Raw genomic sequence first — 25820 nt, 5'->3', positions numbered from 1 at the left:
CGGCCACCCTGCGGGTGTGGCCGGCGGGGGGGCGGTCGGGGGGGGGGGGCCCCTGACCCGCCGCCCGCCCCGGTGCCGGCCCCCGGGCGGGGCTGGGGGGGCCTGGGCGCCCGGGCCCTTGCGGGCGGGGGCGCCGGGGCTCAGCTGGCGAGCGGCAGACCGCGCCGGGCCGGGGCCGGCGCGGTCGCGGCCGGGCCGCCGTCGGCCGGTCCGGTGAGCAGCCGGGCCTCGGCCACCGTGCGGCCCTCCTGGACCAGCAGGACCCGCAGCGGCGCCCGCCGTCCGCCGCCGCCACCGGTCTCCTGCCCGGCCTCCCGGACGGCCCGCACCACACAGGGGCGGTCCGGCGCGATCGGGTCGTGGAAGGACGTGACCAGCTCCAACGGCACCACCCGGTCCGGGTGGTGCAGCCGCTGGGCGGCCTGCCGGGCGGCCTCCAGGACGAGCATCCCGGGCAGGTGGCCGGGCGCCGGGTCCATCGGGTCGAACAGCACCGGGTGGCCGGCGTCCGCGCGCAGCAGCCAGCTGCCGGGCAGCAGCGCGGGGCCGAGCACCACGTCGGCGGCCTGCTGACGGCCGACCAGCTCCGGGGCGGTGCCCTGGTCCGGGAGCCGGAGCGGGGCGGCGGCCGGGCCGGGACCGCGCAGCCGGTCGTACGCGGCGGGGGAGAGGATCCGCAGCCCGCCGAAGCCGCGGGCGACCGGGTGGCCGTCGCGCTCGACCTCGGCCTGCACCCGCAGCGCGTCCAGCCGACCGTGCCGCATCCGGACGTCGTGGCAGGTGATCCGGAGCATCAGCTCGGTGGGGGCGGCGGTGACCGCGAGGCCGTCCAGGCCGGCCGGGCCGAGGGTGTAGCCGAGTTCGTCGAGCACCGCGTGGTGGTCGTGCGGCACGCCGAAACCGGCGTGGCCCACCAGCAGGGCGGCCTGCCGGACCGTTTCGGCCATCAGCACCGGGTCGTGGTGCCGGTCGCCGGGCAGCCGGTAGAAGCCGTGCAGCCGCGGCCACTGGGCGCCGAGCAGGAAGTCGTACGGGCCGGTGGCCTGCCAGCCGGTGATCAGCACCTCGGCGACCGAGGAGCGGCGCACCAGTTGACGCGAGACGGTCCGCTCGTGGAAGCCGTAGTGGCCCGGGCCGGGGTGGCCGGAGTGGGAGTGGGGATGCGGGGGGTGGGGATACGGGGCGTCGCCGTCCATCGAGGTGAACACTGGCATGACGGGCCCCACTCCCGGGTGTCGGTCGGCCGGCCGTGCGGGCGGCCCTCGCAAAACATACAGGCCACCCGGTTTCTGCTCCCCTCGCGGGGTCGCCGCTGGCGCGTTACCGCCGGGCTCACCGTACCCGGGCGCCGGCCTGCGGCAACGTCCGGCCGGCCCGCTCCGGCCCCCGCGCGGGGGCCGATCCCCCCTGGACGGCGGGGGCCGGACAGGGGCTAGATTAGATACCAACCATGCGGTTTCGGGCGGGCGCGGCGCGCCGCCGACGGTCCGCAGACCGGGCGCCCCACCACCGACGGCGGCGCCGTGACAGCAACCGGGCGAGCCGGAGCTCGCCGCGGCCGGGGCCGGAGGGGCCGAGTGGCTAAGCAGGAACGGGCGGGGCGAACCAGGCAGGCCGTGCTGCTCGCCGCGGCGGACACCTTCGCCGACGCGGGTTTCGAGTCGGCCAGCCTGGTCGACATCAGCCGCCGGGCGGGCGTCAGCAAGGGCGCGCTCTACTTCCACTTCGTCTCCAAGCAGGCGCTGGCCGACGGGGTCCGCGGCGAGGCCGCCGACACCATCGGGCTGGCCGTGCTGCACGCGCTGCGCGGCGGCGGCCCGGCCGTGCAGCGGCTCGTCGACCTCACCCATGAACTGGCCCGGCTGCTGCGCGAGGACGTGGTGGTCCGGGCCGGGGTGCTGCTCGGCCTGGGCGGCCGGCCCGCGGGCTGCGCCGCCGGCGCGGTGGTGGCGCCGGCCGGCTCGCCGCCGGAGCCGTCGGCGGACGTCTGGCGCCGCCTGACCGCGGTCTTCCGCGCCCTGCTGGACCGGGCCTCGGCGGCCGGTGAACTGCGCCCCGGGCTCGACCGGGAGCAGTCGGCCGCACTGCTCACCACCCTGGCGGCGGGCCTGGTGCTGTTCTCCGCCGAGTCCACCGGCCGGCTGGCCCCCGCGGCGGTCGGCGGCCTCTGGTCGACCGCCCTGCCGGCCCTCGTCCCGGCCGACCGCCTGGCGGACTACCGGATCCACTCCGCCCCGAAGGCGATCTAGCCGGGCGGGCGGGTCCCGGTTCCCCCGTGGTCGACGGTGTCCAGGCGGGTCAGGGTGCCGGGTTCGACCAGGCCGGGCAGCAGCAGTGCCCAGAGGTCGGCCATCCGCTGCAGCAGGTCCTTGCGGTCCATCAGCACCTGCGAGCTGAGCTGGATGCCGGTCACCGCGCCGATGATCACCCCGGCGGCGGACGCGGGCCGTACCCCGGGACGGAGCTCGCCGACCTCCAGCGCGCGCTCCAGCAGCTCGCGCGCCGCGTCCGTCCAGCTCTGGTACGTGCCGACCTGCGGCTGGGTGAAGCTGCCGTGCTCGATGGTCAGCCGGATCGCGCCGCGCAGCAGCGGATCGTCCAGCAGTGAGTGCGCGAACGCGTAGCCGAGATCGATGACGGTCTGCGTCGGGCTGTCGGAGGCCGACCGCCAGGTGGCCAGCCAGGCCTCCTGGCCCTCGATCACGGCGAGCGCCAGCTCCTCCTTGGAGGGGAAGTGGAAGTAGAGCGCGCCCTTGGTGACACCGGCCCGTTCCAGGATCTCGGCCATGGTGGCGCCGGCGTAGCCGCGTTCGTCGAACACCTCGGCCGCGGCACGCAGCACCGTCTGGCGGGTCGCCAGCGCCCGGGCCTGCCTGGGCATCGCAGCCTCCCTGATCTCTGTCGTCGGCAGCTGCTGGATCCTACGGCGGCGGGCCGGGCGGTGGCCCCCGTACCGCGCGGTAGCGATCCTTTCGAGCCGTTCCGGGGGCCGGCGCGCGCCGGTCGCGCGGGCTCCCGCGGGCCGGAACGCCGCCGGCCGGCCACCCGCGGTGCGCGGGTGCCGGCCGGCGGTCGGACGGTTGCCGTCCGGGTCCTCGGTCGAGCCGTCAGGCGGCCCACTGCCAGCTGACCGGCGAGTAGTACGCCGGGCGGCGCTCCAGGCGCTGCCAGTTGGCGATCGGCTCGACCGGCGAGGCGGCGGCCGCCTGCTGGGCGGCCGCGGCGCGGGCCATCAGCACGGCGGTCAGGGCGGCGAGCTCCTCGTCGGAGAGCGAACCGCGGACGATGCGGACGAGTGGTTCGGCGGAGGCGGTCATGGTCCGGTTTCTCCCGGCGGATGGTGTGAGGTGGTCGTCGGTCGGCGTCGGCGGGCCCGGCGGTGCGGTGCCCGGCCGGGCGGCGCTGCTACATCGGCGGGTTGCCGTGCTTGCGGCTCGGCAGGTCCGCGTGCTTGGTGCGCAGCATGGCCAGCGAGGACGCCAGGACCTGGCGGGTCTCGGCGGGGTCGATGACGTCGTCCACGAGGCCGCGCTCGGCCGCGTAGTACGGGTGCATCAGTTCGCTCTTGTATTCCTTGATCTTCTGGTTGCGCATCGCGTCCGGGTCGTCGGCGGCGTTGATGTCCCGGCGGAAGATGACGTTGGCGGCGCCCTCGGCGCCCATGACGGCGATCTCGTTGGTCGGCCAGGCGAAGGAGAGGTCGGCGCCGATCGAGCGCGAGTCCATGACGATGTAGGCACCGCCGTAGGCCTTGCGCAGGATGAGCTGGATCCGCGGCACGGTCGCGTTGCAGTAGGCGTAGAGGAGCTTCGCGCCGTGCCGGATGATGCCGTCGTGCTCCTGGTCGACGCCGGGCAGGAAGCCGGGGACGTCGAGCATGGTGACCAGGGGGATGTTGAAGGCGTCGCACATCTGGACGAAGCGCGCGGCCTTCTCGCTGGCGTTGATGTCCAGGACGCCGGCCAGCGACTGCGGCTGGTTGGCGATGATGCCGGTGACGTGGCCGTCGATCCGGGCGAGCACGCAGAGCACGTTGGTGGCCCAGCGCTCGTGGACCTCCAGGAACTCGCCGTGGTCGACGATCTCCTCGATCACCTTGCGCATGTCGTACGGCCGGTTGCCGTCGGCGGGCACCAGGTCGAGCAGCGACTCGTTGCGGCGGTCCACCGGGTCGTCGTTGACGGCGGCCGGCGGCATCTCGCGGTTGTTCTGCGGCAGCAGCGAGAGGAGGAAGCGGACCTCCTCGATGCAGGACTGCTCGTCGTCGTAGACGAAGTGCGAGACGCCGGAGACCCCGGCGTGCACATCGGCGCCGCCGAGCCCGTTCTGGCTGATCTTCTCGCCGGTGACGGCCTGGACGACGTCCGGGCCGGTGATGAACATCTGCGAGGTCTCGCGGACCATGAAGACGAAGTCGGTCAGGGCCGGCGAGTAGGCCGCGCCGCCGGCGCACGGGCCGAGCATCACGGAGATCTGCGGGATGACGCCGGAGGCCTTGGTGTTGCGCTGGAAGATGCCGCCGTAACCGGCCAGCGCGGTGACGCCCTCCTGGATGCGGGCGCCGGCGCCGTCGTTGAGCGAGACCAGCGGGGCACCGGCCGCGATGGCCATGTCCATGATCTTGTGGATCTTCTGGGCGTGGGCCTCGCCGAGCGCGCCGCCGAAGATCCGGAAGTCGTGGGCGTAGGTGAAGACCGTCCGGCCGTGCACGGTGCCCCAGCCGACGACCACGCCGTCGGTGTGGGGCTTCTTCGCCTCCAGGCCGAAGCCGGAGGCCCGGTGCCGGCGCAGCGGCTCGACCTCGTGGAACGAGCCCTCGTCGAGCAGCAGGTCGATGCGCTCGCGCGCGGTCAGCTTGCCCTTGGCGTGCTGGGCCTCGGTGGCCTTCTCGCTCGGGCCGCGCCGGACCTGCTCGCGCAGCTCGTGCAGCTCCGCGACCCTGCCCCGTACGTCGGCGGGGGCTTCGGGGGCGTCGTCGTCGACCGGCGCCTGGTGCACAACCGTCATCTCGAACCACTCCAAAGGTGAGGGAACTGTCCGACAGCCAACGTCTGCGATGCCCCCGGCTGCGAATCACTTCTTCACTTATGACTGTACGAGGGGCCGCACGCTGGTTTCGGCGTCGATTCCGTACAAGGTCGCGTCCGTTTAGATGTCAGGGCTGTACAGAAACCGAAGCGTTTCGGCCCGTGCGAACGGTAGCTGTTCGATTACCCGCAGCTGTCGCCAGGATGGCCTCCGGGTGAGCTGAACATGAGGGAACGTGCAGGTCAGAGCTGTCGTATTCGATACTGCCCGACGCCGCTCAAGGGCTGCTCAAGAGACGCTTGGTGCGGCGGTGAAGACCGGGCCGGCGGCGTGGCGCCGGCCGGTCTGTCGTAGGGATGCGCCAAAAACACCGCAGCCCACCCGGTGGATGCCGGGTGGGCTGTCCGGGCGATGAGGGGGTCAGCCCCGCCGGCCCTCGTCCGGGTCGTCCTTGCCGCGCAGCTCGTTCTCGCGGCGGCGCAAATCCGCCTCCCACTGCTTGAGCATGTCCTCGTGCTCGTTGTTGTGCTTCTTCAACGAGGCGAGGAACTCGGGGTCGTCGTCCGGGGCGAGCGGGCGGCCGTCGCGCCGGCGGTCGTAGCCCTGGCCGGCCGCGCCGAAGCCGCCGGCCGGGGCGGTGCGCACCCCGCGCTGCTTGCCGGCCACCAGCCACGCGATCGAGCCGACGAGCGGGAAGAGCAGCACGATGATCACCCAGACCACCTTGGGAAGGTGCTTCACCTCCTCCTCGGGGGTGGTCAGGCAGTCGATGAAGGCCCACACCCACAGGGCGAGCGGGAGCACGAAGGTCAGGATCCTCAGCACGGCGGCGTTCTCCCCCGGGCGGCGTCGGTGGCTGGCGGTCGGGCCCCCGGTACGGCGGCCGCCGGGCGGTCCGCCGTGCCAAGGGGGCCCTTGACACAGGTCAGGCTATCGGGTGGCGGATACTGACAGGCATGGCATACGACGATCTCCGCTCGTTCCTGCGGGCCCTCGACCGCGAAGGCGACCTCCAGCGCATCAAGGCGGAGGTGGACCCCCATCTGGAGATCGGCGAGATCGTCGACCGGGTGCAGAAGGCCAAGGGCCCGGCCCTGCTGTTCGAGAACGTCAAGGGCTCCACGATGCCGCTGGCGATGAACGTCTTCGGCACCGAGCGCCGGCTGGCCAAGGCGCTCGGCCTCAAGGGCCCGGAGGAGATCGGCGACAAGATCTCCGGCCTGCTGAAGCCGGAGCTGCCGCAGGGCTTCACCGGCTTCCGGGACGCCTTCGGCAAGCTCGCCTCGATGGCCCACGTGCCGCCGAAGCACGTCAAGGCCGGCGACGCGCCCGTGCAGGAGGTGGTGCTCACCGGCGAGGACGTCGACCTGGACGACCTGCCCGCGCTGTTCACCTGGCCGCAGGACGGCGGCTCGTTCTTCAACCTGGGCCTCACCCACACCAAGGACCCGGACAGCGGCATCCGCAACCTCGGCCTGTACCGGCTGCAGCGGCACGACCGCCGCACCATCGGCATGCACTGGCAGATCCACAAGGACAGCCGCAACCACGCGGCGGTGGCCGCCCGGCGCGGCGAGAAGCTTCCCGTCGCGATCGCCTTCGGCTGCCCGCCGGCCGTCACCTACGCGGCCACCGCGCCGCTGCCGGGCGACATCGACGAGTACCTGTTCGCCGGCTTCGTCGCGGGCGAGCGGGTGCGGATGGTGGACTGCAAGACGGTCCCGCTGCAGGTCCCGGCCGACGCCGAGGTGGTCCTGGAGGGCTGGCTGGAGCCGGGCGACATGCTGCCCGAGGGGCCGTTCGGCGACCACACCGGCTTCTACACGCCGCAGGAGCCGTTCCCGGCGCTGAGGATCGACTGCGTGACGATGCGCCGCCGGCCGATCCTGCAGTCCATCGTGGTCGGCCGCCCGCCGACGGAGGACGGCCCGCTGGGCAAGTTCACCGAGCGCTTCTTCCTGCCGCTGCTGAAGATCATCATCCCGGACATCGTCGACTACGACCTGCCCGAGGCCGGCGGCTTCCACAACTGCGTGATCGTCTCGATCGACAAGAAGTACCCGAAGCACGCGCAGAAGACCATGCACGCCATCTGGGGCGCGCACATGATGTCGCTGACCAAGCTGATCATCGTGGTGGACGCCGACTGCGACGTCCACGACTACCAGGAGGTCGCCTGGCGGGCCTTCGGCAACGTCGACTACAGCCGTGACCTCACCGTGGTGGAGGGCCCGGTCGACCACCTCGACCACGCCTCCTACCAGCAGTTCTGGGGCGGCAAGGCGGGCATCGACGCGACCCGCAAGCTGCCCGAGGAGGGCTACACCCGCGACGGCGGCTGGCCCGAGATGGTCACCTCCGACCCGGCGACCGCCGCCCTGGTGGACCGGCGCTGGAAGGAGTACGGGCTGTGAGCACCGCCGCCGCGCTCCCCGAGGTCCCGCCCGGCAAGGTCAGATCCTTCCTGCGGCTGGTGATGATCGAGCACTCGGTCTTCGCCCTGCCGTTCGCCTACATCGCGGCGCTGACGGCGATGTTCCTGGTCGACGGACGGGTGCACTGGGGCGAGCTGTTCATCGTCACGGTGTGCATGGTCGGGCTGCGGACCTTCGCCATGGCCGCCAACCGGATCATCGACCGCGAGATCGACGCCCGCAACCCGCGCACGGCCGGGCGCGAGCTGGTCACCGGCGCCGTCTCGCTGAGGACGGCGTACGCCGGCTCGGCGGTCGCCCTGGTGGTCTTCCTCGGCGCCGCGGCGCTGCTCAACCCGCTCTGCCTGGCGCTCGCGCCGGTGGCCGTGGTGCCGATGGTGGTCTACCCGTACGGCAAGCGGTTCACCGACTTCCCGCAGGCGATCCTGGGCCTGGCCCAGGCGATGGGCCCGGTGGGCGCCTGGCTGGCCGTCACCGGCACCTGGTCCTGGGACGCGGTCGTGCTCGGCGCGGCCGTCGGCGTCTGGATCGGCGGCTTCGACCTGATCTACGCCTGCCAGGACGTCGCGTCCGACCGGGCGGACGGTGTGCGTTCGGTGCCGGCGCGGTTCGGCGTCCCGGCCGCGGTCCGCGGCGCCCGGGCCTGCCACGTGATCACCACGCTGCTGCTCGGCTGGTACGCGGTGCTCACCGACGCGGGCGTGGCGTTCTGGATCGGCCTGCTGGTGGTGGCCGGCGCCTTCGTCTACGAGCACACCATCGTCAAGCCGAACGACCTGTCCCGGCTGAACCGGGCGTTCTTCCAGACGAACGGCTTCGTCGGGATCTCGCTGTTCCTCTTCGCGCTGGTGGATCTGGTGGTGCGCGGCCTCGGAGTCTGAGGCCGCGCCCTCCGGGGCCTACTTCCCGCCCTCGTCGAGCGTGTGCTTGACGAGGGCGTTCGCGTGTCCGTGCCCGATCCCGTGGTCCGCCTTCAGCCAGGCGACCAGCTCCGTGTGCTTGGTCAGCGGCGAGGAGCGGATCAGTTCCTTCCAGTGCGCGATCGGCTGCCCGTACTTCTGCTCGATGGACGGGAAATAGCTGGCAGGGCCCTTGGCGGCGGGGGTGGCGGTCATGGTGCGGCTCTCCTTCGTTCGGTGTCCATAGGACCGGCGGTGGCCCGGAAACTCATCGGCCGACGGGTGTGAGCCGGGTCACGTCGACGGGTTCCGGGCGGTCCCGGCAGGGGGTGGCGGGGCGTGGCGGAGGGTGCGCCGCGGTGGCTGAAAATCTCATGCCATATGAACTGTGACATTGTTCTGACCATCGGTCGGTGACAGGATCCACGCCACATCTCCTTCTTTTCAGTCCGGCCCCACGCCGGACTGCCCCCACTCGACGAAGGATTCGGCGTGCTCCTGCGCACCAGACTCTCCATGCTCGCAGCCGGCGTCGTCGCCTGTTGCGCCACGGCCACCGCCGTGCTCCCGGCCCAGGCCTTCGCGGCACCCCCCGCCGCCATCACCGCCCCGACTCCGACCGCGAGCGCGGCCGGCCCGGTCGGCCTCACCGCCCCGACCCCGACCCCGACGGGCTCCGAGGAGCCCGCCGAGCCCGCCGCCCCGCGCTCCCCGGCGCTGATCGGCGCGACGCGCCTGCTGGAGGAGCCGGCCGACGCGGCCGGGGCGGGCGCCCCCGCCCAGTTCAAGTCCCTCGCCGTACAGAGCTGCACCCCGGCCGACTTCGCGTCCCGCACCGGCGCCGACCTGGTCGCGTTCATCCGGAGCTCGACCCCGGACTGCATCAAGTCGCTGTACCAGAGCGCCGTCGCCGACCCGAGCATCTTCAACCAGGCCCGGATGCTGTCCGTCGCGGCCGCCTTCAAGGACCTGGCGGCGAACTACTCCGGCGACAACACGACCGGCATCGCACAGCTGGTGAAGTACCTGCAGGCGGGCTACTACATCCAGTTCAACTACCCCACCCAGGCCGGCCCGTACACCGACGAGCTCACCACCGCCGTCACCTCCGCCCTGGACACGCTCTTCGCGGGCACCCGCTGGCGCGACGTCACCGAGGACAACGGCCGCATCCTCAAGGAGGTGGTGTGGCTCACCGACAGCGCCAACCTCCAGGCCCGCTACATCGGCGCCTACAAGCGGATCCTGGACGAGTACGACAACACCTACAACCAGTTCCCGCAGATGATCAACGCGGTCAACTCGGTGCTGTACTACCCGCTCTGGTTCGGCTACCGGAACACGGACTTCGTCAAGGCGCTCGCGGCCGACACGGGCCTCGTCAACTCGCTCGCCGACTTCGCGATCAAGCACCGGGACCTGCTCAGCGGGCCCCACGCCGTCCTCGACACCAACGCGGGCAACGACCTGGCCCGGCTCGCCGGCACCAGCCCCGCCGCCGAGGCCGTGACCAAGCCGCTGGTCAAGAAGGTGCTGGACTCCGCGCCGCTGCTCTCGCCCTTCGGGACGCTGTACCTGTACACGGCCCGCCAGGCCGAGTACTGGAACAACAACCAGTGCTCGTACTACGGCATCTGCGACCTGCGCACCAAGCTCACCTCGGTGATCCTGCCGAACCAGCTGGTCTGCGACAACCGCATCCTCCAGGCCCAGTCCCTGTCGGCCGCCGAACTGGCCACCGTCTGCGAGAGCCTGCGCAGCGAGGACGCGCTCTTCCACCGCGTGGCCAAGGACAACGGCCCGATCCCGAACCAGTACGCCAAGACCGTCACCTTCGGGATCTTCGCCAACAAGGCCGACTACACCACCTACTCGTGGGCGATCTTCGGCAACGACACCGACAACGGCGGCCAGACCGTCATGGACGCGACCGACCCGAACGTGCGGGCCGTGACCGTGATGTACCAGAAGGCGTGGAACGTCAACGACCCCGCCCGGGTGTGGAACCTCAACCACGAGTACACCCACTACCTCGACAGCGTCTACAACCTGAAGGGGAACTACACCACCCAGTCGTCCGTCCCGAACAAGTGGTGGGTCGAGGGCCTCGCCGAGTACGTCTCGTACACCCACCGCGGCGCGACCGACACGGACGCGATGGCCCAGGCGGCCAAGCACACCTACAAGCTCAGCACGCTCTTCCAGAACACCTACGCCAACTCGGACTCGACCCGCACCTACCCGTGGGGCTACCTGTCCGTCCGGTACATGCTGGAGAAGCACCCGGCCGACGTCCAGGCCATGCTGGAGCGCTTCCGCGCCGGTGACTACCCCGGCGGCTACGCGGTCTACAACAACCTCGGCACCTCCTACGACGCCGACTTCGACGCCTGGCTCGACGCCTGCGTCGCCGGCGGCTGCTACGCGACCGGTCCGACCTCGCTGTTCGACACCACGGTGAACGGTGCGACCGTCAGCGTGAACGAGCGCTCCGTGCAGACCGGCTCGGGCCGGATCACCGGATGGCACTGGAACTTCGGCGACGGCACCTTCTCGGACGAGCGCAGCCCGAGCCACACCTACGGCGTGCCCGGCCTGTACACCGTCGCCCTGACCACCACCGACGACACCGGCCGGACCGGCACCGCCTCGACGGCGGTCACCACGACCGCCCTCGGCCTGCCGACCTGCACCGAGCAGCGCACCGACGCGATGGCCCGCGACTGCGCCCGGCCCGGCCGCGCCGCGACCGCGGGCAACACCGACTACCTGTACGTCTACCTGCCGGCCGGGACCACCACGCTGAAGGTCAGCACCCTCGGCGGCACCGGTACCGCGTACCTGTACTACAACGCCGACACCTGGGCCTCGCCGAAGGCCTACACCGCCGCCTCGGCGGCCGACGGCACCACCCAGTCGATCACCGTCACCAACCCCACGGCGGGCTACCGCTACCTGAGCCTGTACGCCGCCACCGACTTCAGCGGCGTCACGGTCACCACCCAGTTCTGACCCCGCGGCGGATCCACGCGCCCGGCCGGACCCTTCCGGCCGGGCGCTCCGCGTGGGCGGGCGGCGGTGCGCAAACCGCTGTGCGGGCCGGGGACTCTGCGCGAGACTGGCCCGATGGTGATGAACACACCGGCGGCACTCGCCCACGGCACGGAACTGCTCGGCTCGGCGGAACCGGCCGATCGGGCGGCGGGCTGCGACCTGGTGGGCGAGGCGGCCGACCGCGACGAGGACCTCCGGACCGCGGCGGCGACCGTGCTGCTCGCGCACGCGGAGCGGGAGCGGGACGGCCACGTCCTGGCCTGCCTGGCAGACGCCCTGGGTCGGACCGAGGACGGGCGGGCGGTGCCCGTGCTGGTCGCCCTGGCCGGTCACCCCGAAGCGCAGGTGCGCCGACAGGTGGCCTCCGCGCTGTCCCTCGACGCGGTGGTCACCGGCCCGCCGGACGCCCCCGGTGTGCGCGCGCTCCTCGCGCTGACCCGGGACACCGACCCGGAGGCCCGCGACTGGGCGACGTTCACGCTCGGGTTCCAGTGCGAGGCCGACGGTCCGGAGGTGCGGCAGGCGCTCTGGGAGCGGACCGGTGACGAGTACCCGGAGGCCCGCGAGGAGGGCATCCGCGGTCTGGCCCGGCGGCGCGACCCGCGGGCCGTGCCGCTGATGCGCGAACTGCTGGCGGATCCGGACGGCGCGGCCGTCCTCACCTTCCGGGCGGCGGAGATCCTGGGCGCCCCCGAACTGCTGCCGCTGCTGGAGGACTACGACCCGGACGACCACGGGGTGGCCGACGCCGTCGCCGCCTGCGACGGGCCCCGGCGGGCCCGGCTGGAGGAAGGGGGCTGGGCGCTGGTGCGGGCGCTGGAACGGCTGCGGCCGGACCTGGCGGCCTCGGTGTGGTCCACCCGCTGCGAGCCCGGGCTGACCCTCGGCATCGGCGGCCCCGACGAGCCGTGCTACGACGTCGCGGGGCTGCTGACCCGGGCGGGCGGCGACCCGGTGCGGGCGGCCGAACTGGTCGGATCCGACCATCCGGTGATCGTTCATCCCTAACATCGCTGCATGACCGATACCAGTGACTGGAAGTCCGACCGCATCGGCAGCGCCCTGCGCGGCGAGAACCCCACCGTCATCCGGCGCCTGGACGCCGGGTTCGCGGTGGCCGGGGACGTGCAGTTCCTGCCCGGGTACGCGATCCTGCTCACCGACCGGCCGGGGGTGCAGCGGCTCTCCGACCTGCCCCGCGCCCGCCGGCTCGCCTACCTGGAGGACCTCGACCGCCTCGGCGAGGCCGTCGAACGGGCCTGCCGGGCGGCCGATCCGGCCTTCCGCCGGGTCAACCTGGAGATCCTCGGCAACACCGACCCGATGCTGCACGCCCACGTCTGGCCCCGCTACGACTGGGAGCCCGCCGATCTCGTCCGCCTCCCCGTCTGGCTCTACCCCCGCACCCACTGGACCGACCCGGCCCACGCCCTCACCCCCGCCCACGACCCGATCCGGGCCGCCGTCGGCGCGGAGCTGGATGCGCTGCGGTAAAGGGCGGTGGTGCAGACCACTCGTTCTCGTGAATCCGCTGACCGGGGCCGGGACGGGTGGCCAACTCGCGCCTACGCTGCGGGACATGGACATCGTCATCGTGCTCTTCGACGCCTTCGAGCCGCTCGACGCGATCGGCCCGTACCAGGTGCTCGGCCATCTGCCCGGGGCCACCGTACGGTTCGTGGCGGCGGGGGAGCGGGGGCCGGTGGCCGACGGCATCGGGGCGCTGCGGCTGGACGTGCCCACCCGCTACTCGGACGTCGGGGCGTGCGACCTGCTGCTCGTCCCGGGCGGGCACGGCACCCGGCCGCTGATGCACGACGAGGCGTTCCTCGACTGGCTGCGCCGGACGCACGCGACCACCCGGTTCACCACCTCCGTCTGCACCGGCGCGCTGCTGCTCGGGGCCGCCGGACTGCTCGACGGCCTCGCCGCCACCACGCACTGGGCGGCCGCCGGTGAACTGGCCGCGCACGGCGCCGAGTACACCCCCGAGCGGGTGGTGCGCCGCGGCCGGATCGTCACCGCGGCCGGGGTCTCGGCCGGCATCGACATGGCGCTCCTGCTGGCGGCCCTGCTCACCGACGAGACCACCGCCCGGGCGATCCAGCTGCACGCCGAGTACGATCCGCGGCCGCCGTTCGACAGCGGATCGTGGGCGAAGGCCTCGCCGGCCGTGCGGGAGCGGATCAGGCAGCTCGGGTAGCTCCCGGAGGCGTGCGGTCAGCTGCCAGGCGCCCTCGGCCGTGCTCAGTCGTGCAGGAAGGACTCCAGGGCGGCGGCCAGGGCGACCGGTGTCTCGTGCATCGGGTAGTGCCCGCTGGCGGGCAGCTGCTCGACGTCGGCGTTGGGGTAGTGGACGAGGAAGGTGCCGCGCATCGCCTCCGCGGTCAGCAGCAGGTCGTGCTCGCCCACGAACACCCGGACCGGCACCGGGTTGCCGGCGATCCGGTCGACCAGGTCGGCGGTGGTCCAGTCCCGCACGTAGCCGCCGAAGGCCTCGCGGGTGGACAGCTCCAGCGAGCGGTCCACCATCCGGTCGAGCCAGACCCGGCCGGCCCGCCGCCCGGTCACCCGGTCCAGGATCTCGTACCGCTTCGCCCGGTCCTCGGCCGCGCCGTAGAACAGCTCCTCGCCGGCCGCGTCCATCGGGTACGGACCGGCCGGCACGGGCGCGAGACCGGCCAGCTTCCGCACCCGGTGCGGCGCCCGGGCGAGCACCTGCTGGACGGCCTTGCCGCCCATCGAGTGCCCGACCAGTGAGAAGTCCCGCCAGCCGAGCTGGTCGGCCAGCGCGAGCGCGTCGTCCGCGATCTCGGCCAGGGTGTACTCGCCGGACACGCCCATGCGCTCGCCGTAGCCCCGGTAGTCGAGGAACGCGTAGGAGAAGGCGGAGCCGTCCAGGTAGTCCGGGAACGGGCCCCAGCCGGCGCTGGTGCCGAACCAGTCGTGCAGCACCAGGACCTTGTGCCCGCCGGTGCCGACCAGGCGGTGAGGGATCGTCATGAAGGGCTTCCTGCCCGGTGGTGATGATCACCGAACCCGGCGCGCCGACAGGATCCCACCCGCCGGCGCGTCCGCGCCGACCCGGCCGGCCACCCGTCTGCCTGCTCCCGGCCCGCCGCTGACCGGTCCGGCCGACGCGGGCCGCCCGCCTCAGGAGATGCGGCGGACGCGGCGGATGGCGAGGGCGAGGAGGAGGGCGGTCAGGGCGAGGAAGATGCCGCTCTCGATGGCCTGGAAGGTCCAGAAGCGGTCGGCCGGCTGGTACTCCTGCCAGTTGCTGAAGGGGGCCGGGCCGAAGCCGTCCTGGACGAAGCGTTCCACGCAGCGGGCGGTCTCGGCACCGGTGTCGCCGCCGCAGCCGACGCGGGCGTCGGGGAGGACGAGGGTGCCGGCGCCGTTGCGGACGCCCTCCTGGTAGACCCAGTCGCCGGTGAAGCGGTTGGCCATGCCCTGGCCGTCGATCCGGTAGCTGAGCGTCTCGGGTGCCAGGAAGGACGGGCGGGCGAGGAGTTCGACGAGGGCGCGGACGGCGATGAACGCGATGAGCGACAGGCCCATCGCGGGCAGCACCCGGCGGGTCAGCGTGCCGGCGAGGATGCCGAGCGCGACCGCGAACAGCGTGTAGCCGATCGGCGCGACGCCCTGGACGTCGAAGATCAGGTAGCGGAAGCGGCCGAGGCCGTTGGCGTCGAGCGGGCGGAGCCACCAGGCGGCGCCGAGCGCGTAGCCGACGGACAGCACCAGGGCCACGGCGCCGACCAGGCCGAACTTGGTGAGGATCCAGCGCCGGCGGCTGATGCCCTGGGTCCAGACCAGCCGGTGGGTGCCGTTCTCGACCTCCTTGGCGACCAGCGGGGCGCCGAGGAAGAGGCCGAGGACGATCGGCAGCAGGACGAAGAGGATGGCCAGGAAGGCGGTCGAGTCGTACTGGTTGCCGAAGCGCTGGCTGAGCGCCTCGCAGCCGTCGCCGCCGACGAACCGGGAGTGGCCCAGGGCGCGCAGGCAGGTGCCGAGGCCGGAGTCCTCGAAGGACGAGCGCATGGACAGGCCGGTGGGGACGAGCACGGCGGCGAGCACGGCCAGTGCCACGGCCGTCCACAGGGCCTGCTTGCGGTGCTGGCGCCAGGTCAGCCAGATCACGCGGCCACCTCCGGGCGGTCGGCGGCGCCGGGGGCGCCGAGGTGGGCGAGGACGAGGTCCTCCAGGGTCACCTCGTGCACGGCCCAGTGGTCCTGGTCCACCGGCCCCTCGGTGCGCACGAGCAGGGTGGACTGCCGTTCGGTGTGGCTGGCCCGGATCACCGAGGCCACCCCGGGCACGGCGGCGCCGTCGGCGATCCGGGGGCCGATCAGCCGGCGGTGCCCGGCGAGCAGTTCCTCGACCGGTCCGGTGAGCTGGACGTGCGAGGTGTGCAGCAGCACCAGGTGGTCGCAGACCCGTTCGAGGTCGGCGAGCAGGTGGGAGGAGAGCAGGACGGTGGTCCCGTACTCGCCCACGGCGCCCATCAGGGCCTGCATGAACTCGTGCCGGGCGAGCGGGTCCAGGGCCGCGACCGGCTCGTCGAGCAGCAGCAGCCGGGGCCGCTTGGCGAGCGCCAGTGCCAGCGCGACCTGGGCGCGTTGGCCGCCGGAGAGCTTGCCGACCGGCTTGTCGGACGGGATGCCGAGCCGGGTGAGCCGGTCCCGGGCGATCGCGTCGTCCCAGACGCCGCGGCGGTTGAGCCGTCCGCCCATGGTGATCAGCTCGGCGGCGGTGAAGTCGGGGTAGAGCGGGGTGTCCTGGGCGACGAAGCCGAGGTCGGCCAGGGCGTCGCGGTCGTGGCGAGGGTCCCGTCCGAAGACGCGGACCCGTCCGGCGTCGGGCTGCAGCAGCCCGACGGCCAGGTGGAGCAGGGTGGACTTGCCGGCGCCGTTGGGCCCGACCAGGGCGGCGATCCGCCCGGCGGGGAGGGCCAGCGAGCAGTCCTGGAGGGCCCAGGAGCGCCCGTAGCGCTTTCCCAGCCCCTCGGCGTGCAGAGCGACTTCCGTCATGTGTGTTCCCCCAAGATGACTGTCAGACCGGTCCGGTCCCTTCGGAGGGCGGTCGGTCGGGCGTGGCCCGCAGGGTGGTGTCGACGAGCGCGGCGATGTCCTCGCGGGCGAGTCCGGCGGCCTGCGCCTTCGCCAGCCAGGCGACCAACTCCTGGCGCAGTTCGGCCTGGTGGGCCAGCGAGGGCCCGGCCAGGGTGCGGACCAGGAAGGTCCCGACCCCGGGCCGCCCCTCGGCGAGCCCCTCCAACTCCAGCTCCCGGTAGGCCTTGAGCACGGTGTTGGGGTTGATCGCCAGGGCCTGGGCCACGTCGCGCACCTTGGGCAGCTGGTCCCCCGGTTGCGCGAGTCCGACCCGCAGCGACTGCTTCACCTGCAGCACCAGCTGCATGTACGTGGCCACCCGTGAGCGGCCGTCGAGCACGAACTCGATCACCAGTTGTTCTCCTGTCCTACGACAGTAAGACAGGATAGTCGTGGGTCAGTCAAGTGATGGTGCGGAAGAAGGAATTGACGGGTGGTGGGAAACGGCCGGTCAGGCCAGCGTCAGGGTGTCCCCGACGGCGAGCCGGCCGGGGGCGGCGACCTCGGCGAGGGCGTCCAGCCGGGAGTCGTGGAACTGCGCGATGGCCTTGAGGATCTCCGGGGCGTGCGGCAGTCCGGGCTGGGCGGCGGTGGTCATCGCGCAGCGCTCGCTGGAGCGGACGAAGGCGAGCCGGGCGCCGAGGCGCGCGGAGCCGTGCGCCTCGCGGCCGAACCAGGCGTCCTCGCTGAACGGCGGGGTGCCCGGCGGGGTGCGCAGCAGGATGTTCGGGCGGAACCGGCGGACGTCGACCACGGCGGACGGCGCGGCCTCGGCGACCCAGTCCAGGGTGGCGGTGGTGAGCACGCTGACCGGCAGCTGGTCGAAGTGCGAGACGGAGTCCTCGCGGGCGAGCTCGACGTCGTCGCGCTGCAGGTAGGCGCGGAGGAAGGCGGTCGGGTCGAGGACCGGCCGGCCGAGCGGGTCGAACAGCTCGGGTCCGTCGAGCAGGTGGCCGAGCCGGGCGGAGAGGCGGAGCAGGCCGTCCATCCGCCGGAACCGGCGGGTGTTCTTGCCGGAGCCGAGCTTGCCGCTGCCGTCGCGCACGGCGTAGAGGCGATCGCCCGCGAGCCCGCGGTCGTCCACCTCGACGGAGTCGAGCCGCTCGCCGCCGGTGGACTTCACGGGGTAGCGCCAGAGCTGCTCGATGACTCCGATGATCTCTGCCATGGCCGGACAGCGTACCGCCGCCCGCCGATGATGGTCTAGACCAAGTGCCAGGACCCGGCGCGGCGTTCGCACCGGGCCCGGATCCGGCCGCTCAGCCCAGCCGGGCCACCGCCCGGACCGGGGCGCCGTCCGCCGCCACCAGCCGCAGTGGGAAGAGCGACACCTCGACCGGCCGCTCCGCCTCCTGCGCCGCCAGCAGCGGCCGCAGATCGGTCAGGTTCTCCGCGATCACCCCGCCGCCCGACGCCCCGAGCAGGATCCGGTGCGCCGCCAGCGTCGGCTGCTCGGCGGCGGGCTGGTCGTGCTCGTCGGTGAGGTCGGCGAGCAGCGCGGCGACCGCCGGGTCGCCCGGGCCCGGGTCGGGCGTCGGGTCGACGCTGAGCGCATCCACCCCGACCGTGCGCACCCCGGCGGCGACGATCGCCTCCGCGGCCCGGGCGGTCAGGCTCGGGTGGGCGAGGTAGGCGTCGGTGCCCCAGTGCCGCGTCCAGCCGGTGGCGAGCAGCAGGACGGTGCCCTCGCCGGCCCGCTCCAGCGCCGGCGCGAGCAACTCGGCGGTGATCGCGGCGCGCGGCTCCAGGCCGCGCAGGTCGGCGACGACGGCCGGCCCGGTGAACCGCTCCAGCGGCAGGCCGTCCAGCGTCGGCCAGGTGACGTCGACGTGGTACGGCGCGTCCACGTGGGTGCCGGACTGCGAGCCGAGGTGCAGGGAGAGCACGTTCACCCCGGCCGTGGCGGTGGTGAGGGCGGGCTCCAGGAGGACGGCCGGATCGCCGGGGTAGACCGGCATCGCGGTGGTCACCTGGTGGGTGAGGTCGACGAGGGTCGTGGCCATGGCGCCCATCCTCCCAGGGCGGGCCGGGGCTCGGTGAGGGGCCGGGTGGAGATAGAAAGTAGGCACTATGGAAAAGCCTGAGCAGCCAGTCCGCCGTCCCTGGGTCGTGGGGGTCTCCGGCGCGTCCGGCACCCCGTACGCCGCCGCGGTGATCCGTGGCCTCCTCGACGCGGGGGAGTCGGTCGACCTGGTGGTCAGCCGCGCGGCCCGGCTGACGATCCTCGACGAGACCGGCATCGCGTTCCGGGACGCGCACTGGCGCACCGACCTGGCCGCCTGGCTGGGGACCGGACCGGACGCGTCCGCGGACGGTCTGGAGGACGTCCGGTACTGGCCGGCGGGGGACTTCGCGGCGGGCCCGTCCAGCGGCTCGTACCCCGCGAAGGGGATGCTGGTGGTGCCCGCGACCACCGGCGCGGTGGCCGGGATCGCGCTCGGCCTCAGCAAGGACCTGCTCCAGCGGACGGCCAGCGTCACCCTCAAGGAGCGGCGTCCGCTGGTCGTCTGCGTGCGCGAGACACCACTCAACGGGGTGACGTTGAAGCACTTGGTGGAACTGGACGCGCAGGGCGCGGTCGTGCTCCCCGCCTCGCCCGGGTTCTACGCCGGCGGCTCCACCGTCGGCGAGCTGGTCGGTTTTGTCGCCGGACGGGTGCTGGACGCCGTCGGCGTACCGCACACGCTGTACCGACGCTGGGAGGGAGAGTTGGGCGCGGCGGCCCGCGCAACCGGTCGGTCGGCCTGAGGGGGAGTGAGGTACCGCAGGACGGGAGAGTATGTTCTCTGCGATATCCGGGTTGGTCCGCGCACGGCGCCTTTGAATCCGGATAATGATCTGTGGGTCTGGCGAGGTTCGGAAGGACGCGGACGGTATATGGACACGGTGGACAGACAGCTCATCCAGGCGCTCCGGGAGAACGGCCGCGCCTCCTACGCCGAGTTGGGCCGACTGGTCGGCCTCTCCGGCCCGAGCGTCACGGACCGCATCAACCGCCTGGAGCAGGCCGGCGTCATCACCGGCTACCGCGCGACGGTCAACCCGGCCTCGCTCGGTTTCGGGGTCACGGCCCTGATCGGTCTCCAGCTGACCGACGCGGCGGACCACGAGGACGTCGCGTTCCGGCTGAAGGACCTCGGCGAGGTCGAGGACTGCTGGTTCATCGCCGGTGACGACTCCTACATGCTCAAGGTCCGGGTGCCGGACGTCGAGGGCCTGGAGTCGGTGGTGAAGCGGATCTCGGGCACCAAGGGCGTGGCCCGCACCCGGACCACCGTCGTACTCTCCACCAAGTGGGAGAACCGGGTCAGCGAGCTGCCGCTCCCCGAGGCCGAGTAGCACGCGGGGGAGTGACGGTCATGGCACTGGTCGGTCTGGAGGAACTGCACGCGGCCCGGGAACGGATCGCGGGCGTCGCGGTGCGCACCCCGCTGGTCCCCGCCCCCTGGGCGGCGGACGGCGGGCGCCGGCTCTGGCTCAAGCCGGAGAACCTCCAGCCGACCGGCGCCTTCAAGACCCGCGGGGCGTACAACCGGCTCGCCGCGCTGAGCGGCGAGGAGCGCGCCCGCGGCGTGGTCGCCCAGTCCAGCGGCAACCACGCGCAGGCGGTGGCGTACGCCGCGTCGCTGCTCGGCATCAAGGCCGTGATCGTGATGCCGGACACCTCACCGGCGGTCAAGGTCGAGGCCACCCGGTCGTTCGGCGCCGAGGTGCTGCTGGTCCCGCCGCAGGAGCGGGACACCGTGCCCGGCGAGCTGGCCGAGCGGCACGGCTACGTCTGGGTGCCGCCGTACGACGACCCGTTCATCATCGCGGGTCAGGGCACGGTGGGCCTGGAGATCTCCGAGGACGCCCCGGCGGAGCTGGACACCGTGCTCGTCCCGGTCAGCGGCGGCGGGCTGATCGGCGGTACGGCGGCCGCGCTCAAGCTGACCCGTCCGGACGTCCGGGTGGTCGGCGTCGAGCCCGAGCTGGCCGCCGACGCGCAGGCGAGCCTGCGGGCGGGCGAGCGGATCACCTGGCCGGTCGCCGACACCTACCGGACGATCGCCGACGGTCTGCGCACCCCCTCGGTGGGCGTGCTGCCGTTCGAGCACCTCATCGCCTACGTGGACGACGTCGTCACCGTCACCGAGGACGAGATCCGCGCCACGGTGGCCCTGCTGGCCCGGCGCGGGCGGATCGTCGCCGAGCCGTCCGGCGCGGTGGCCCCGGCGGCCTACTTCCACCGGGCCGCCGAGCTCGGCGGGCGGGCGGTGGCGGCGGTGGTGAGCGGGGGCAACATCGAGCCGTCGCTGCTGGCGGAGCTGCTGGCCGGCTGACCCGTGCGGGGCGGCTGCCCTCGAACCGCACCGAGTGGGGGCGTACGCTCGTTCCGGCAACGATTCGAAGTCGGAGGAGGCGGGGCACCGCATGGACGCAGGGCTCAAGCGCGAGCTGGAGGCGAAGGTCTACGCGGGTGAGCGGCTGACCCGGGAGGACGGGATCGCGCTCTACGAGAGCGACGACCTGGCCTGGCTGGGTGGTCTCGCCCACCACGTGCGGACGCGGAAGAACGGCGATGTCGTCCACTTCAACGTCAACCGCCACCTCAACATGACCAACGTGTGCAACGCGTCCTGCGCGTACTGCTCGTTCCAGCGCAAGCCGGGCGAGAAGGACGCCTACACGATGCGCATCGAGGAGGCCGTGCGCCTCGCCAAGGCGATGGAGGTCGACTCCCTCACCGAGCTGCACATCGTCAACGGTCTGCACCCCACCCTGCCGTGGCGCTACTACCCGCGCTCGCTGCGGGAGCTGAAGGCCGCGCTGCCGACCGTCTCGCTCAAGGCCTTCACCGCCACCGAGATCCACTGGTTCGAGCGGATCAGCGGCCTGCCCGCCGACGAGATCCTCGACGAGCTGATCGACGCCGGCCTGGAGTCGCTGACCGGCGGCGGCGCGGAGATCTTCGACTGGGAGGTCCGCCAGCACATCGTCGACCACGACACCCACTGGGAGGACTGGTCGCGGATCCACCGGCTCGCCCACAGCAAGGGCCTCAAGACGCCGGCCACCATGCTGTACGGCCACATCGAGGAGCCCCGCCACCGGGTGGACCACGTGCTGCGGCTGCGTGAGCTGCAGGACGAGACCGGCGGCTTCCAGGTCTTCATCCCGCTGCGCTACCAGCACGACTTCCACGACTCCAAGGACGGCGTGGTGCGCAACAAGCTGATGGCGCGCACCGAGATGGCCACCGGCGCCGAGGCGCTGAAGACCTTCGCGGTCTCCCGGCTGCTGTTCGACAACGTGCCGCACGTCAAGGTCTTCTGGGTGATGCACGGCGTCACCACCGCCCAGCTGGCGCTCAGCCACGGCGCGGACGACATGGACGGCTCGGTGGTCGAGTACAAGATCACCCATGACGCGGACAACTTCGGCACCCCGAACAAGCTGAACCGCGAGGACCTGCTCGGCCTGATCCGGGACGCCGGCTTCCGCCCGGTGGAGCGCAACACCCGCTACGAGATCATCCGCGAGTACGACGGCCCCGACCTGACGCGCCGCGAGACCCCGCAGGCGATGCGCCTCTGACCTGCGGCGGCCGACGCCCGGCCGCCGATGACGGGCCGTCGCCCGGGCCCCCGCGGCCCGGGCGGCGGCTTCTTCACGCGGCCCGCACGGGCCCCCGGCTTTCGCAACCCGGCCTCCGTTTGGCAGGATCGGCCACATGTCCGGTTCCCATCGCGCCTCTCCGTACCCGTCGTACGAGCCGGTGTACGAGGCGCCGCAGCAGCCCTACGGGGTACCGCCGCAGTCCTACGGGGCACCGCAGCAGCCGTACGGCGGCCGGCAGGAGTACGACGGCCCGCTGTACGAGGACCCGGAGGCCGGGGACGGCTACCGGAGCCTGGCCGAGCACGACGTGTACGACCGGCCGTTCCAGGCCCAGCCCGCCGAGCCGCCACCGGCGTCGCCGGCCCCGCCGCGGCAGCGGGCCGCCGCCGCTCCGGCCGGTGGCCGCGCGGCCGCCCGCAACCACCGGCGCAAGGCCAAGAAGAAGCGCACCGGGCGTGCCGCCGTCGCCGGCACCGCCCTGCTGCTGGCGGCCGCCGCCGGCTGGTACACCGTCGGCCAGGACGCCGACCGGCCCGGTGTCGCCGCCGCCGACGGCTCCGGCCCCGAGGGCGTCGGCACCCCGGACCGCCCCGCCGCCGGACAGCCGGCCGCCGACCAGGCCTCGCCGGCCGCCCCGGCCGCCGCGGCCGCCGACGCCCGGCAGGCCGAGGCGCCCGCCGCGGGCCGCAGCGAGGCCCGCAGCGACGGCTCGGTCGAGGTGATCCCCGGCCTCGGCGCCTCCTTCGTCGCCCGGATACCCGCCGAGACCAACCAGGTGGTGGTGGCCACCGGCGAGGGCGTGGACACCAACCGGACCTCCGTGACGCTGTGGAGCCGCACCGCCGAGGGCCGCTGGCTGGGCGGCGAGAACTGGCAGGGCCACAACGCCTTCAAGGGCTGGACCACCGACCACAACGAGGGCGACCTGCGCAGCCCGATCGGCGTCTTCTCGCTCACCGACGCCGGCGGCCGCAAGGCGGACCCGGGCAGCAGGCTGCCCTACGACAAGGACCCGAACTTCGTGGTCTCCGGCACGGGCTTCGCCGGCGAGCAGCTGGCCGGCTCCTTCGACTACGTCGTCGCGATCAACTACAACCGGGTGCCCGGCAACTCCCCGCTCGACCCGCGCCGCCCGAGCGGCTCGACCAAGGGCGGCGGGATCTGGATCCACGTCGACCACGGCGGTCCGACGCACGGCTGCGTCTCCATACCGGAGGAGAAGATGACGCAGCTGATCCGCACCCTCGACCCGGCCGCCCGGCCGGTGATCGTGATGGGCGACGCCGCCTCGCTGGCGGTCTGAGCGGCGGTTTCCGGCCGTTCCCGGCGGTTCCCGGCCGAATCCGCCACCCTTCGCCGCGCGTGCGCAGGGCCCCGCCGCCCGTCTGCCGCAACGGTCCTTGTCGGCCTCCTACACTTTCCCGGCGCGGATCCTGTAGCCGGTCGCGCCCCGCTGACCAGTGGGTAACCGGGTTGAGTGGGCAGTATGAGCGGTTCGCGCATCGTGGCACTCGGCCACTACCAGCCCCCCAAGGTCCTCACCAACGACGACCTGGCGAAGCTGGTCGACACCGACGACGAGTGGATCCGCAGCCGGGTGGGCATCCGGACGCGGCACATCGCGGAGGGCGAGACCGTCGTCGACCTCGCCACCGAGGCGGCGCAGAAGGCGCTGGCCAACAGCGGCCGGTCGGCGTCCGAGGTCGACCTGGTCGTCGTCGCCACCTGCACCGCGGTGGAGCGCAGCCCCAACACGGCCGCCGCCGTCGCTGCCCGGCTGGGGGTGCGCGCGCCGGCCGCCTACGACATCAACACCGTCTGCTCGGGCTTCTCCTACGCGCTGGCCACCGCCGACCACGCGATCCGCGCCGGTGCGGCCCGGACGGCCCTGGTGATCGGCGCGGAGCGGATGTCGGACACCCTCGACTGGACCGACCGCTCCACCTGCGTGATCTTCGGCGACGGCGCCGGCGCGGCGCTGGTCGAGGCCCAGGAGGAGGGCGCCGAGCCGGGGATCGGCCCGGTGGTCTGGGGCTCGGAGCCGGAGAGGGGCGACGCCGTGGTGATCACCGGCTGGGACCCGGTGATCAGCCAGCAGGGCCAGTCGGTGTTCCGCTGGGCGACCACCCAGATCGCCCCGCTGGCCCGGCAGGCCTGCGAGCGGGCCGGGATCGACCCGTCCGAGCTGAAGGGCTTCGTACCGCACCAGGCCAACCTGCGGATCATCGACGCCATCGCCAACCGGCTCGGGGTCACCGACGCCGTGGTGGCCCGGGACGTGGTGGAATCCGGCAACACCTCGGCGGCCTCCGTCCCGCTGGCCTTCTCCAAGCTGGTCGAGCGCGGCGAGCTGTCGCCCGGCGACCCGGTGCTGCTGTTCGGCTTCGGCGGCGGCCTCGCCTACGCGGGACAGGTCGTCCGCTGCCCCTGAGGCCGCTCCGGCAGCCGCTGACACGCCTGTGGGCGGTCACCCGTCGAGGGTGACCGCCCACAGGCGTGTCGTGGCGCGCTGCGGACCGTCGGCGGACCTCCCCCGAGGACACGGCCGCCGTCCGTCGTACCCCGGACAGGAGGCCGGGGCGCGCGCGAAGCGGAAGGTGGGGTCGAGACGGATCGGTCTACTTGGGCGCCTTCTTGCCGGTGACGCCCAGGTACACCAGGGGAGCGAGGTTGGGCTTGAGGTCCTTGACCTTGACGCCCCACGAGGTGAAGGCCTTCTGGTGCTCGGCCGCCGAGGCGAGCAGCGAGACCAGCGATCCGGCGACGGCGGCCGGGTCCAACGACTTGTCGGACTGCCCCTTCGCCTGGAGTTCCTTGACGGCCTCCGTGAGCGGCTTGGCGACCGCGTTGAGGACGGTCATGCGGATCTTGAAGAACCGCTTGTCCCCTTCGGCGGCACCGAGCGTGACCACTCGGAGAATGGCGTCGTTCTTGCGCCAGAAGGCGAGGAATCCGTCGACCAGTTCTTCCGAAGTGGCCGTGCCGGACTTCCCTGCCCAGGACTTTCCGGCCACCAGCTCTTTGAGCGTGTCGGCGTCCTTGGCCATTTCCTCGGCGATTTCGAGGACGGCGCCCTCGACATCCGGGAAGTACTGGTAGAAGGTCGCGGGGGAGGTACCCGCCATACGGGCGACGTCGATGACCTTGACGTCCCGATAGGGCGACGTGCTGAGCATCTCGCGGAGGCAGTCGAGCAGCTTCTGCCGCGTCTCCTGTCCGCGTCGCCCGGCGACGCGACCGTCGACGGTGCGAACTTGTCCTGTCATGCCGTCAGCTTACCGTGGCCCGATCTTGGCGCGATTCGGTGATGTGACAATTACTCCGCACGGGGGTTGGTATAGCCGCTCGGAGCCCTTCGGACGGATATTCATCGCCCTCCGTGGCCCTCCTTGACGCCCCCCCGTGCACCGGCGACGCCACAGGGTGACGAACCCTTCGCTGAGGGGTTATCGAGTAACGCAGCGTGACGATCGAATCGGCGATGTGACCTGCCCCTCGCGACACTCCCGGGCGTGTCGGGTGCAAGCCGATGCCGGAGCGGACGTCAGAATCCGGCCGTTCCGAAGCCGCTGACCGGGCAGCGGGGCCTCCCGGTGGCCGGACAGCGATCTGGGCGGGGGAGGTTGGAGATGGGCCGGGCGGCATTGGAGAATCGGGTCCGGCACCACGCGGCGGGTGCTCGGCACCAC

The 25820-nt window shown here is 72.8% G+C and carries 26 protein-coding genes; 13 read left to right on the top strand and 13 right to left on the bottom strand.

Annotated features, from left to right (window positions below; all coding sequences use genetic code 11):
* Nucleotides 1–140: 140 nt before the first annotated feature.
* Nucleotides 141–1214, bottom strand: coding sequence for a ScbA/BarX family gamma-butyrolactone biosynthesis protein (locus tag ACFVUH_RS07070; RefSeq protein WP_387911655.1), 1074 nt, complete (start codon nucleotides 1212–1214; stop codon nucleotides 141–143).
* 363 nt (nucleotides 1215–1577) lie between these two features.
* Here ACFVUH_RS07070 and ACFVUH_RS07065 point away from each other — a divergent pair, with 363 nt between their 5' ends.
* Nucleotides 1578–2249 (top strand): ScbR family autoregulator-binding transcription factor, encoded by a 672-nt coding sequence (locus ACFVUH_RS07065; protein WP_355358036.1) that lies wholly within the window; start codon nucleotides 1578–1580, stop codon nucleotides 2247–2249.
* Here the strand turns inward: ACFVUH_RS07065 and ACFVUH_RS07060 are convergent.
* From ACFVUH_RS07060 to ACFVUH_RS07045, 4 genes are all read right to left on the bottom strand, one after another.
* The gene (locus ACFVUH_RS07060; protein WP_387911653.1) at nucleotides 2246–2881 is read right to left on the bottom strand and encodes a ScbR family autoregulator-binding transcription factor; all 636 of its coding nucleotides are present in this window, start codon (nucleotides 2879–2881) and stop codon (nucleotides 2246–2248) included. The genes ACFVUH_RS07065 and ACFVUH_RS07060 overlap by 4 nt on opposite strands.
* Before the next feature lie 226 nt (nucleotides 2882–3107).
* Nucleotides 3108–3317: an acyl-CoA carboxylase subunit epsilon gene (locus tag ACFVUH_RS07055; RefSeq protein ID WP_355358042.1), complete on the bottom strand. Its 210-nt coding sequence runs from the start codon at nucleotides 3315–3317 to the stop codon at nucleotides 3108–3110.
* Nucleotides 3318–3405: 88 nt separating this feature from the next.
* The gene (locus ACFVUH_RS07050) at nucleotides 3406–5007 is read right to left on the bottom strand and encodes an acyl-CoA carboxylase subunit beta (RefSeq protein WP_355358045.1); all 1602 of its coding nucleotides are present in this window, start codon (nucleotides 5005–5007) and stop codon (nucleotides 3406–3408) included.
* Nucleotides 5008–5448: 441 nt separating this feature from the next.
* On the bottom strand, nucleotides 5449–5853 hold the full coding sequence (locus ACFVUH_RS07045; protein WP_355358048.1) for a PLD nuclease N-terminal domain-containing protein: 405 nt from the start codon (nucleotides 5851–5853) through the stop codon (nucleotides 5449–5451).
* A gap of 131 nt (nucleotides 5854–5984) precedes the next feature.
* Between ACFVUH_RS07045 and ACFVUH_RS07040 the strand changes: the two genes are divergently transcribed.
* Together ACFVUH_RS07040 and mqnP are read left to right on the top strand one after the other, a co-directional pair.
* The gene (locus ACFVUH_RS07040; protein ID WP_355358051.1) at nucleotides 5985–7442 is read left to right on the top strand and encodes a menaquinone biosynthesis decarboxylase; all 1458 of its coding nucleotides are present in this window, start codon (nucleotides 5985–5987) and stop codon (nucleotides 7440–7442) included.
* Complete coding sequence (gene mqnP, locus ACFVUH_RS07035) at nucleotides 7439–8344, top strand: menaquinone biosynthesis prenyltransferase MqnP (protein ID WP_355358054.1); 906 nt, start codon at nucleotides 7439–7441, stop codon at nucleotides 8342–8344. Before ACFVUH_RS07040 ends, mqnP begins: the two co-directional genes overlap by 4 nt.
* An 18-nt stretch (nucleotides 8345–8362) precedes the next feature.
* Here the strand turns inward: mqnP and ACFVUH_RS07030 are convergent, their stop codons facing one another.
* Nucleotides 8363–8578, bottom strand: coding sequence for a DUF4287 domain-containing protein (locus ACFVUH_RS07030; protein WP_387911651.1), 216 nt, complete (start codon nucleotides 8576–8578; stop codon nucleotides 8363–8365).
* Between the two features lie 276 nt (nucleotides 8579–8854).
* Here ACFVUH_RS07030 and ACFVUH_RS07025 point away from each other — a divergent pair, with 276 nt between their 5' ends.
* The 4 genes from ACFVUH_RS07025 (at nucleotide 8855) to ACFVUH_RS07010 (ending at nucleotide 13619) form a co-directional block, all read left to right on the top strand.
* Nucleotides 8855–11374, top strand: coding sequence for a collagenase (locus ACFVUH_RS07025; protein ID WP_387911649.1), 2520 nt, complete (start codon nucleotides 8855–8857; stop codon nucleotides 11372–11374).
* 114 nt (nucleotides 11375–11488) lie between these two features.
* The gene (locus tag ACFVUH_RS07020; RefSeq protein WP_387911647.1) at nucleotides 11489–12424 is read left to right on the top strand and encodes a HEAT repeat domain-containing protein; all 936 of its coding nucleotides are present in this window, start codon (nucleotides 11489–11491) and stop codon (nucleotides 12422–12424) included.
* 9 nt (nucleotides 12425–12433) lie between these two features.
* Entirely contained in the window at nucleotides 12434–12910 is a 477-nt protein-coding gene (locus ACFVUH_RS07015; protein ID WP_387911645.1) for an HIT family protein, read from the top strand.
* A gap of 85 nt (nucleotides 12911–12995) precedes the next feature.
* On the top strand, nucleotides 12996–13619 hold the full coding sequence (locus ACFVUH_RS07010; RefSeq protein WP_355358066.1) for a DJ-1/PfpI family protein: 624 nt from the start codon (nucleotides 12996–12998) through the stop codon (nucleotides 13617–13619).
* Nucleotides 13620–13663: 44 nt separating this feature from the next.
* Here ACFVUH_RS07010 and ACFVUH_RS07005 read toward each other — a convergent pair whose 3' ends face one another.
* The 6 genes from ACFVUH_RS07005 to ACFVUH_RS06980 form a co-directional block, all read right to left on the bottom strand.
* The gene (locus ACFVUH_RS07005; RefSeq protein WP_387911643.1) at nucleotides 13664–14419 is read right to left on the bottom strand and encodes an alpha/beta fold hydrolase; all 756 of its coding nucleotides are present in this window, start codon (nucleotides 14417–14419) and stop codon (nucleotides 13664–13666) included.
* 150 nt (nucleotides 14420–14569) lie between these two features.
* A complete protein-coding gene (locus tag ACFVUH_RS07000; protein WP_387911641.1) occupies nucleotides 14570–15559 on the bottom strand; it encodes an ABC transporter permease in 990 nt (329 codons plus the stop codon).
* Entirely contained in the window at nucleotides 15556–16449 is an 894-nt protein-coding gene (locus ACFVUH_RS06995; protein WP_355358075.1) for an ABC transporter ATP-binding protein, read from the bottom strand. Before ACFVUH_RS06995 ends, ACFVUH_RS07000 begins: the two co-directional genes overlap by 4 nt.
* A gap of 22 nt (nucleotides 16450–16471) precedes the next feature.
* The gene (locus tag ACFVUH_RS06990) at nucleotides 16472–16882 is read right to left on the bottom strand and encodes a GntR family transcriptional regulator (protein WP_355358078.1); all 411 of its coding nucleotides are present in this window, start codon (nucleotides 16880–16882) and stop codon (nucleotides 16472–16474) included.
* A gap of 99 nt (nucleotides 16883–16981) precedes the next feature.
* Entirely contained in the window at nucleotides 16982–17698 is a 717-nt protein-coding gene (locus tag ACFVUH_RS06985; RefSeq protein ID WP_387911639.1) for an MOSC domain-containing protein, read from the bottom strand.
* 91 nt (nucleotides 17699–17789) lie between these two features.
* Complete coding sequence (locus ACFVUH_RS06980; RefSeq protein ID WP_387911638.1) at nucleotides 17790–18533, bottom strand: cyclase family protein; 744 nt, start codon at nucleotides 18531–18533, stop codon at nucleotides 17790–17792.
* A gap of 67 nt (nucleotides 18534–18600) precedes the next feature.
* Here ACFVUH_RS06980 and ACFVUH_RS06975 point away from each other — a divergent pair, with 67 nt between their 5' ends.
* From ACFVUH_RS06975 to ACFVUH_RS06950, 6 genes are all read left to right on the top strand, one after another.
* Nucleotides 18601–19278, top strand: coding sequence for a UbiX family flavin prenyltransferase (locus ACFVUH_RS06975; RefSeq protein ID WP_387911636.1), 678 nt, complete (start codon nucleotides 18601–18603; stop codon nucleotides 19276–19278).
* 129 nt (nucleotides 19279–19407) lie between these two features.
* Complete coding sequence (locus ACFVUH_RS06970; protein WP_355358090.1) at nucleotides 19408–19869, top strand: Lrp/AsnC family transcriptional regulator; 462 nt, start codon at nucleotides 19408–19410, stop codon at nucleotides 19867–19869.
* A gap of 20 nt (nucleotides 19870–19889) precedes the next feature.
* Entirely contained in the window at nucleotides 19890–20852 is a 963-nt protein-coding gene (locus tag ACFVUH_RS06965; protein ID WP_387911633.1) for a threonine/serine dehydratase, read from the top strand.
* A gap of 91 nt (nucleotides 20853–20943) precedes the next feature.
* On the top strand, nucleotides 20944–22107 hold the full coding sequence (gene mqnE / locus ACFVUH_RS06960) for an aminofutalosine synthase MqnE (protein WP_355358096.1): 1164 nt from the start codon (nucleotides 20944–20946) through the stop codon (nucleotides 22105–22107).
* A 136-nt stretch (nucleotides 22108–22243) separates the two neighbouring features.
* Nucleotides 22244–23434, top strand: a complete 1191-nt coding sequence (locus tag ACFVUH_RS06955) for a L,D-transpeptidase family protein (RefSeq protein ID WP_387911632.1) — start codon at nucleotides 22244–22246, stop codon at nucleotides 23432–23434.
* A 183-nt stretch (nucleotides 23435–23617) separates the two neighbouring features.
* A complete protein-coding gene (locus tag ACFVUH_RS06950; protein ID WP_355358102.1) occupies nucleotides 23618–24562 on the top strand; it encodes a beta-ketoacyl-ACP synthase III in 945 nt (314 codons plus the stop codon).
* Between the two features lie 187 nt (nucleotides 24563–24749).
* Here ACFVUH_RS06950 and ACFVUH_RS06945 read toward each other — a convergent pair whose 3' ends face one another.
* The gene (locus ACFVUH_RS06945; RefSeq protein WP_355358105.1) at nucleotides 24750–25397 is read right to left on the bottom strand and encodes a TetR family transcriptional regulator; all 648 of its coding nucleotides are present in this window, start codon (nucleotides 25395–25397) and stop codon (nucleotides 24750–24752) included.
* Nucleotides 25398–25820 lie beyond the last annotated feature (423 nt).

Origin of the sequence: Kitasatospora sp. NPDC058032 (genome assembly GCF_042885845.1) — a bacterium.
Taxonomy (GTDB): domain Bacteria; phylum Actinomycetota; class Actinomycetes; order Streptomycetales; family Streptomycetaceae; genus Kitasatospora.
Note: the sequence above shows the minus strand (reverse complement) of the source record. Positions and strands in the feature narration are given on the sequence as shown.

Bases quoted from the DNA above. Each gene is read 5' to 3' on its own strand.
- ACFVUH_RS07015 (WP_387911645.1), top strand. From the start codon at position 12,434: ATGACCGATACCAGTGACTGGAAGTCCGACCGCATCGGCAGCGCCCTG.
- ACFVUH_RS07070 (WP_387911655.1), bottom strand. From the start codon at position 1,214: ATGCCAGTGTTCACCTCGATGGACGGCGACGCCCCGTATCCCCACCCC.
- ACFVUH_RS07010 (WP_355358066.1), top strand. From the start codon at position 12,996: ATGGACATCGTCATCGTGCTCTTCGACGCCTTCGAGCCGCTCGACGCG.
- ACFVUH_RS07050 (WP_355358045.1), bottom strand. From the start codon at position 5,007: ATGACGGTTGTGCACCAGGCGCCGGTCGACGACGACGCCCCCGAAGCC.
- ACFVUH_RS07020 (WP_387911647.1), top strand. From the start codon at position 11,489: ATGGTGATGAACACACCGGCGGCACTCGCCCACGGCACGGAACTGCTC.
- ACFVUH_RS06970 (WP_355358090.1), top strand. From the start codon at position 19,408: ATGGACACGGTGGACAGACAGCTCATCCAGGCGCTCCGGGAGAACGGC.
- ACFVUH_RS07060 (WP_387911653.1), bottom strand. From the start codon at position 2,881: ATGCCCAGGCAGGCCCGGGCGCTGGCGACCCGCCAGACGGTGCTGCGT.
- ACFVUH_RS06950 (WP_355358102.1), top strand. From the start codon at position 23,618: ATGAGCGGTTCGCGCATCGTGGCACTCGGCCACTACCAGCCCCCCAAG.
- ACFVUH_RS07030 (WP_387911651.1), bottom strand. From the start codon at position 8,578: ATGACCGCCACCCCCGCCGCCAAGGGCCCTGCCAGCTATTTCCCGTCC.
- ACFVUH_RS07040 (WP_355358051.1), top strand. From the start codon at position 5,985: ATGGCATACGACGATCTCCGCTCGTTCCTGCGGGCCCTCGACCGCGAA.
- mqnE (WP_355358096.1), top strand. From the start codon at position 20,944: ATGGACGCAGGGCTCAAGCGCGAGCTGGAGGCGAAGGTCTACGCGGGT.
- ACFVUH_RS06955 (WP_387911632.1), top strand. From the start codon at position 22,244: ATGTCCGGTTCCCATCGCGCCTCTCCGTACCCGTCGTACGAGCCGGTG.
- ACFVUH_RS06975 (WP_387911636.1), top strand. From the start codon at position 18,601: ATGGAAAAGCCTGAGCAGCCAGTCCGCCGTCCCTGGGTCGTGGGGGTC.
- ACFVUH_RS06995 (WP_355358075.1), bottom strand. From the start codon at position 16,449: ATGACGGAAGTCGCTCTGCACGCCGAGGGGCTGGGAAAGCGCTACGGG.
- ACFVUH_RS07005 (WP_387911643.1), bottom strand. From the start codon at position 14,419: ATGACGATCCCTCACCGCCTGGTCGGCACCGGCGGGCACAAGGTCCTG.
- ACFVUH_RS06945 (WP_355358105.1), bottom strand. From the start codon at position 25,397: ATGACAGGACAAGTTCGCACCGTCGACGGTCGCGTCGCCGGGCGACGC.
- ACFVUH_RS06985 (WP_387911639.1), bottom strand. From the start codon at position 17,698: ATGGCAGAGATCATCGGAGTCATCGAGCAGCTCTGGCGCTACCCCGTG.
- ACFVUH_RS06980 (WP_387911638.1), bottom strand. From the start codon at position 18,533: ATGGCCACGACCCTCGTCGACCTCACCCACCAGGTGACCACCGCGATG.
- ACFVUH_RS06965 (WP_387911633.1), top strand. From the start codon at position 19,890: ATGGCACTGGTCGGTCTGGAGGAACTGCACGCGGCCCGGGAACGGATC.
- ACFVUH_RS07055 (WP_355358042.1), bottom strand. From the start codon at position 3,317: ATGACCGCCTCCGCCGAACCACTCGTCCGCATCGTCCGCGGTTCGCTC.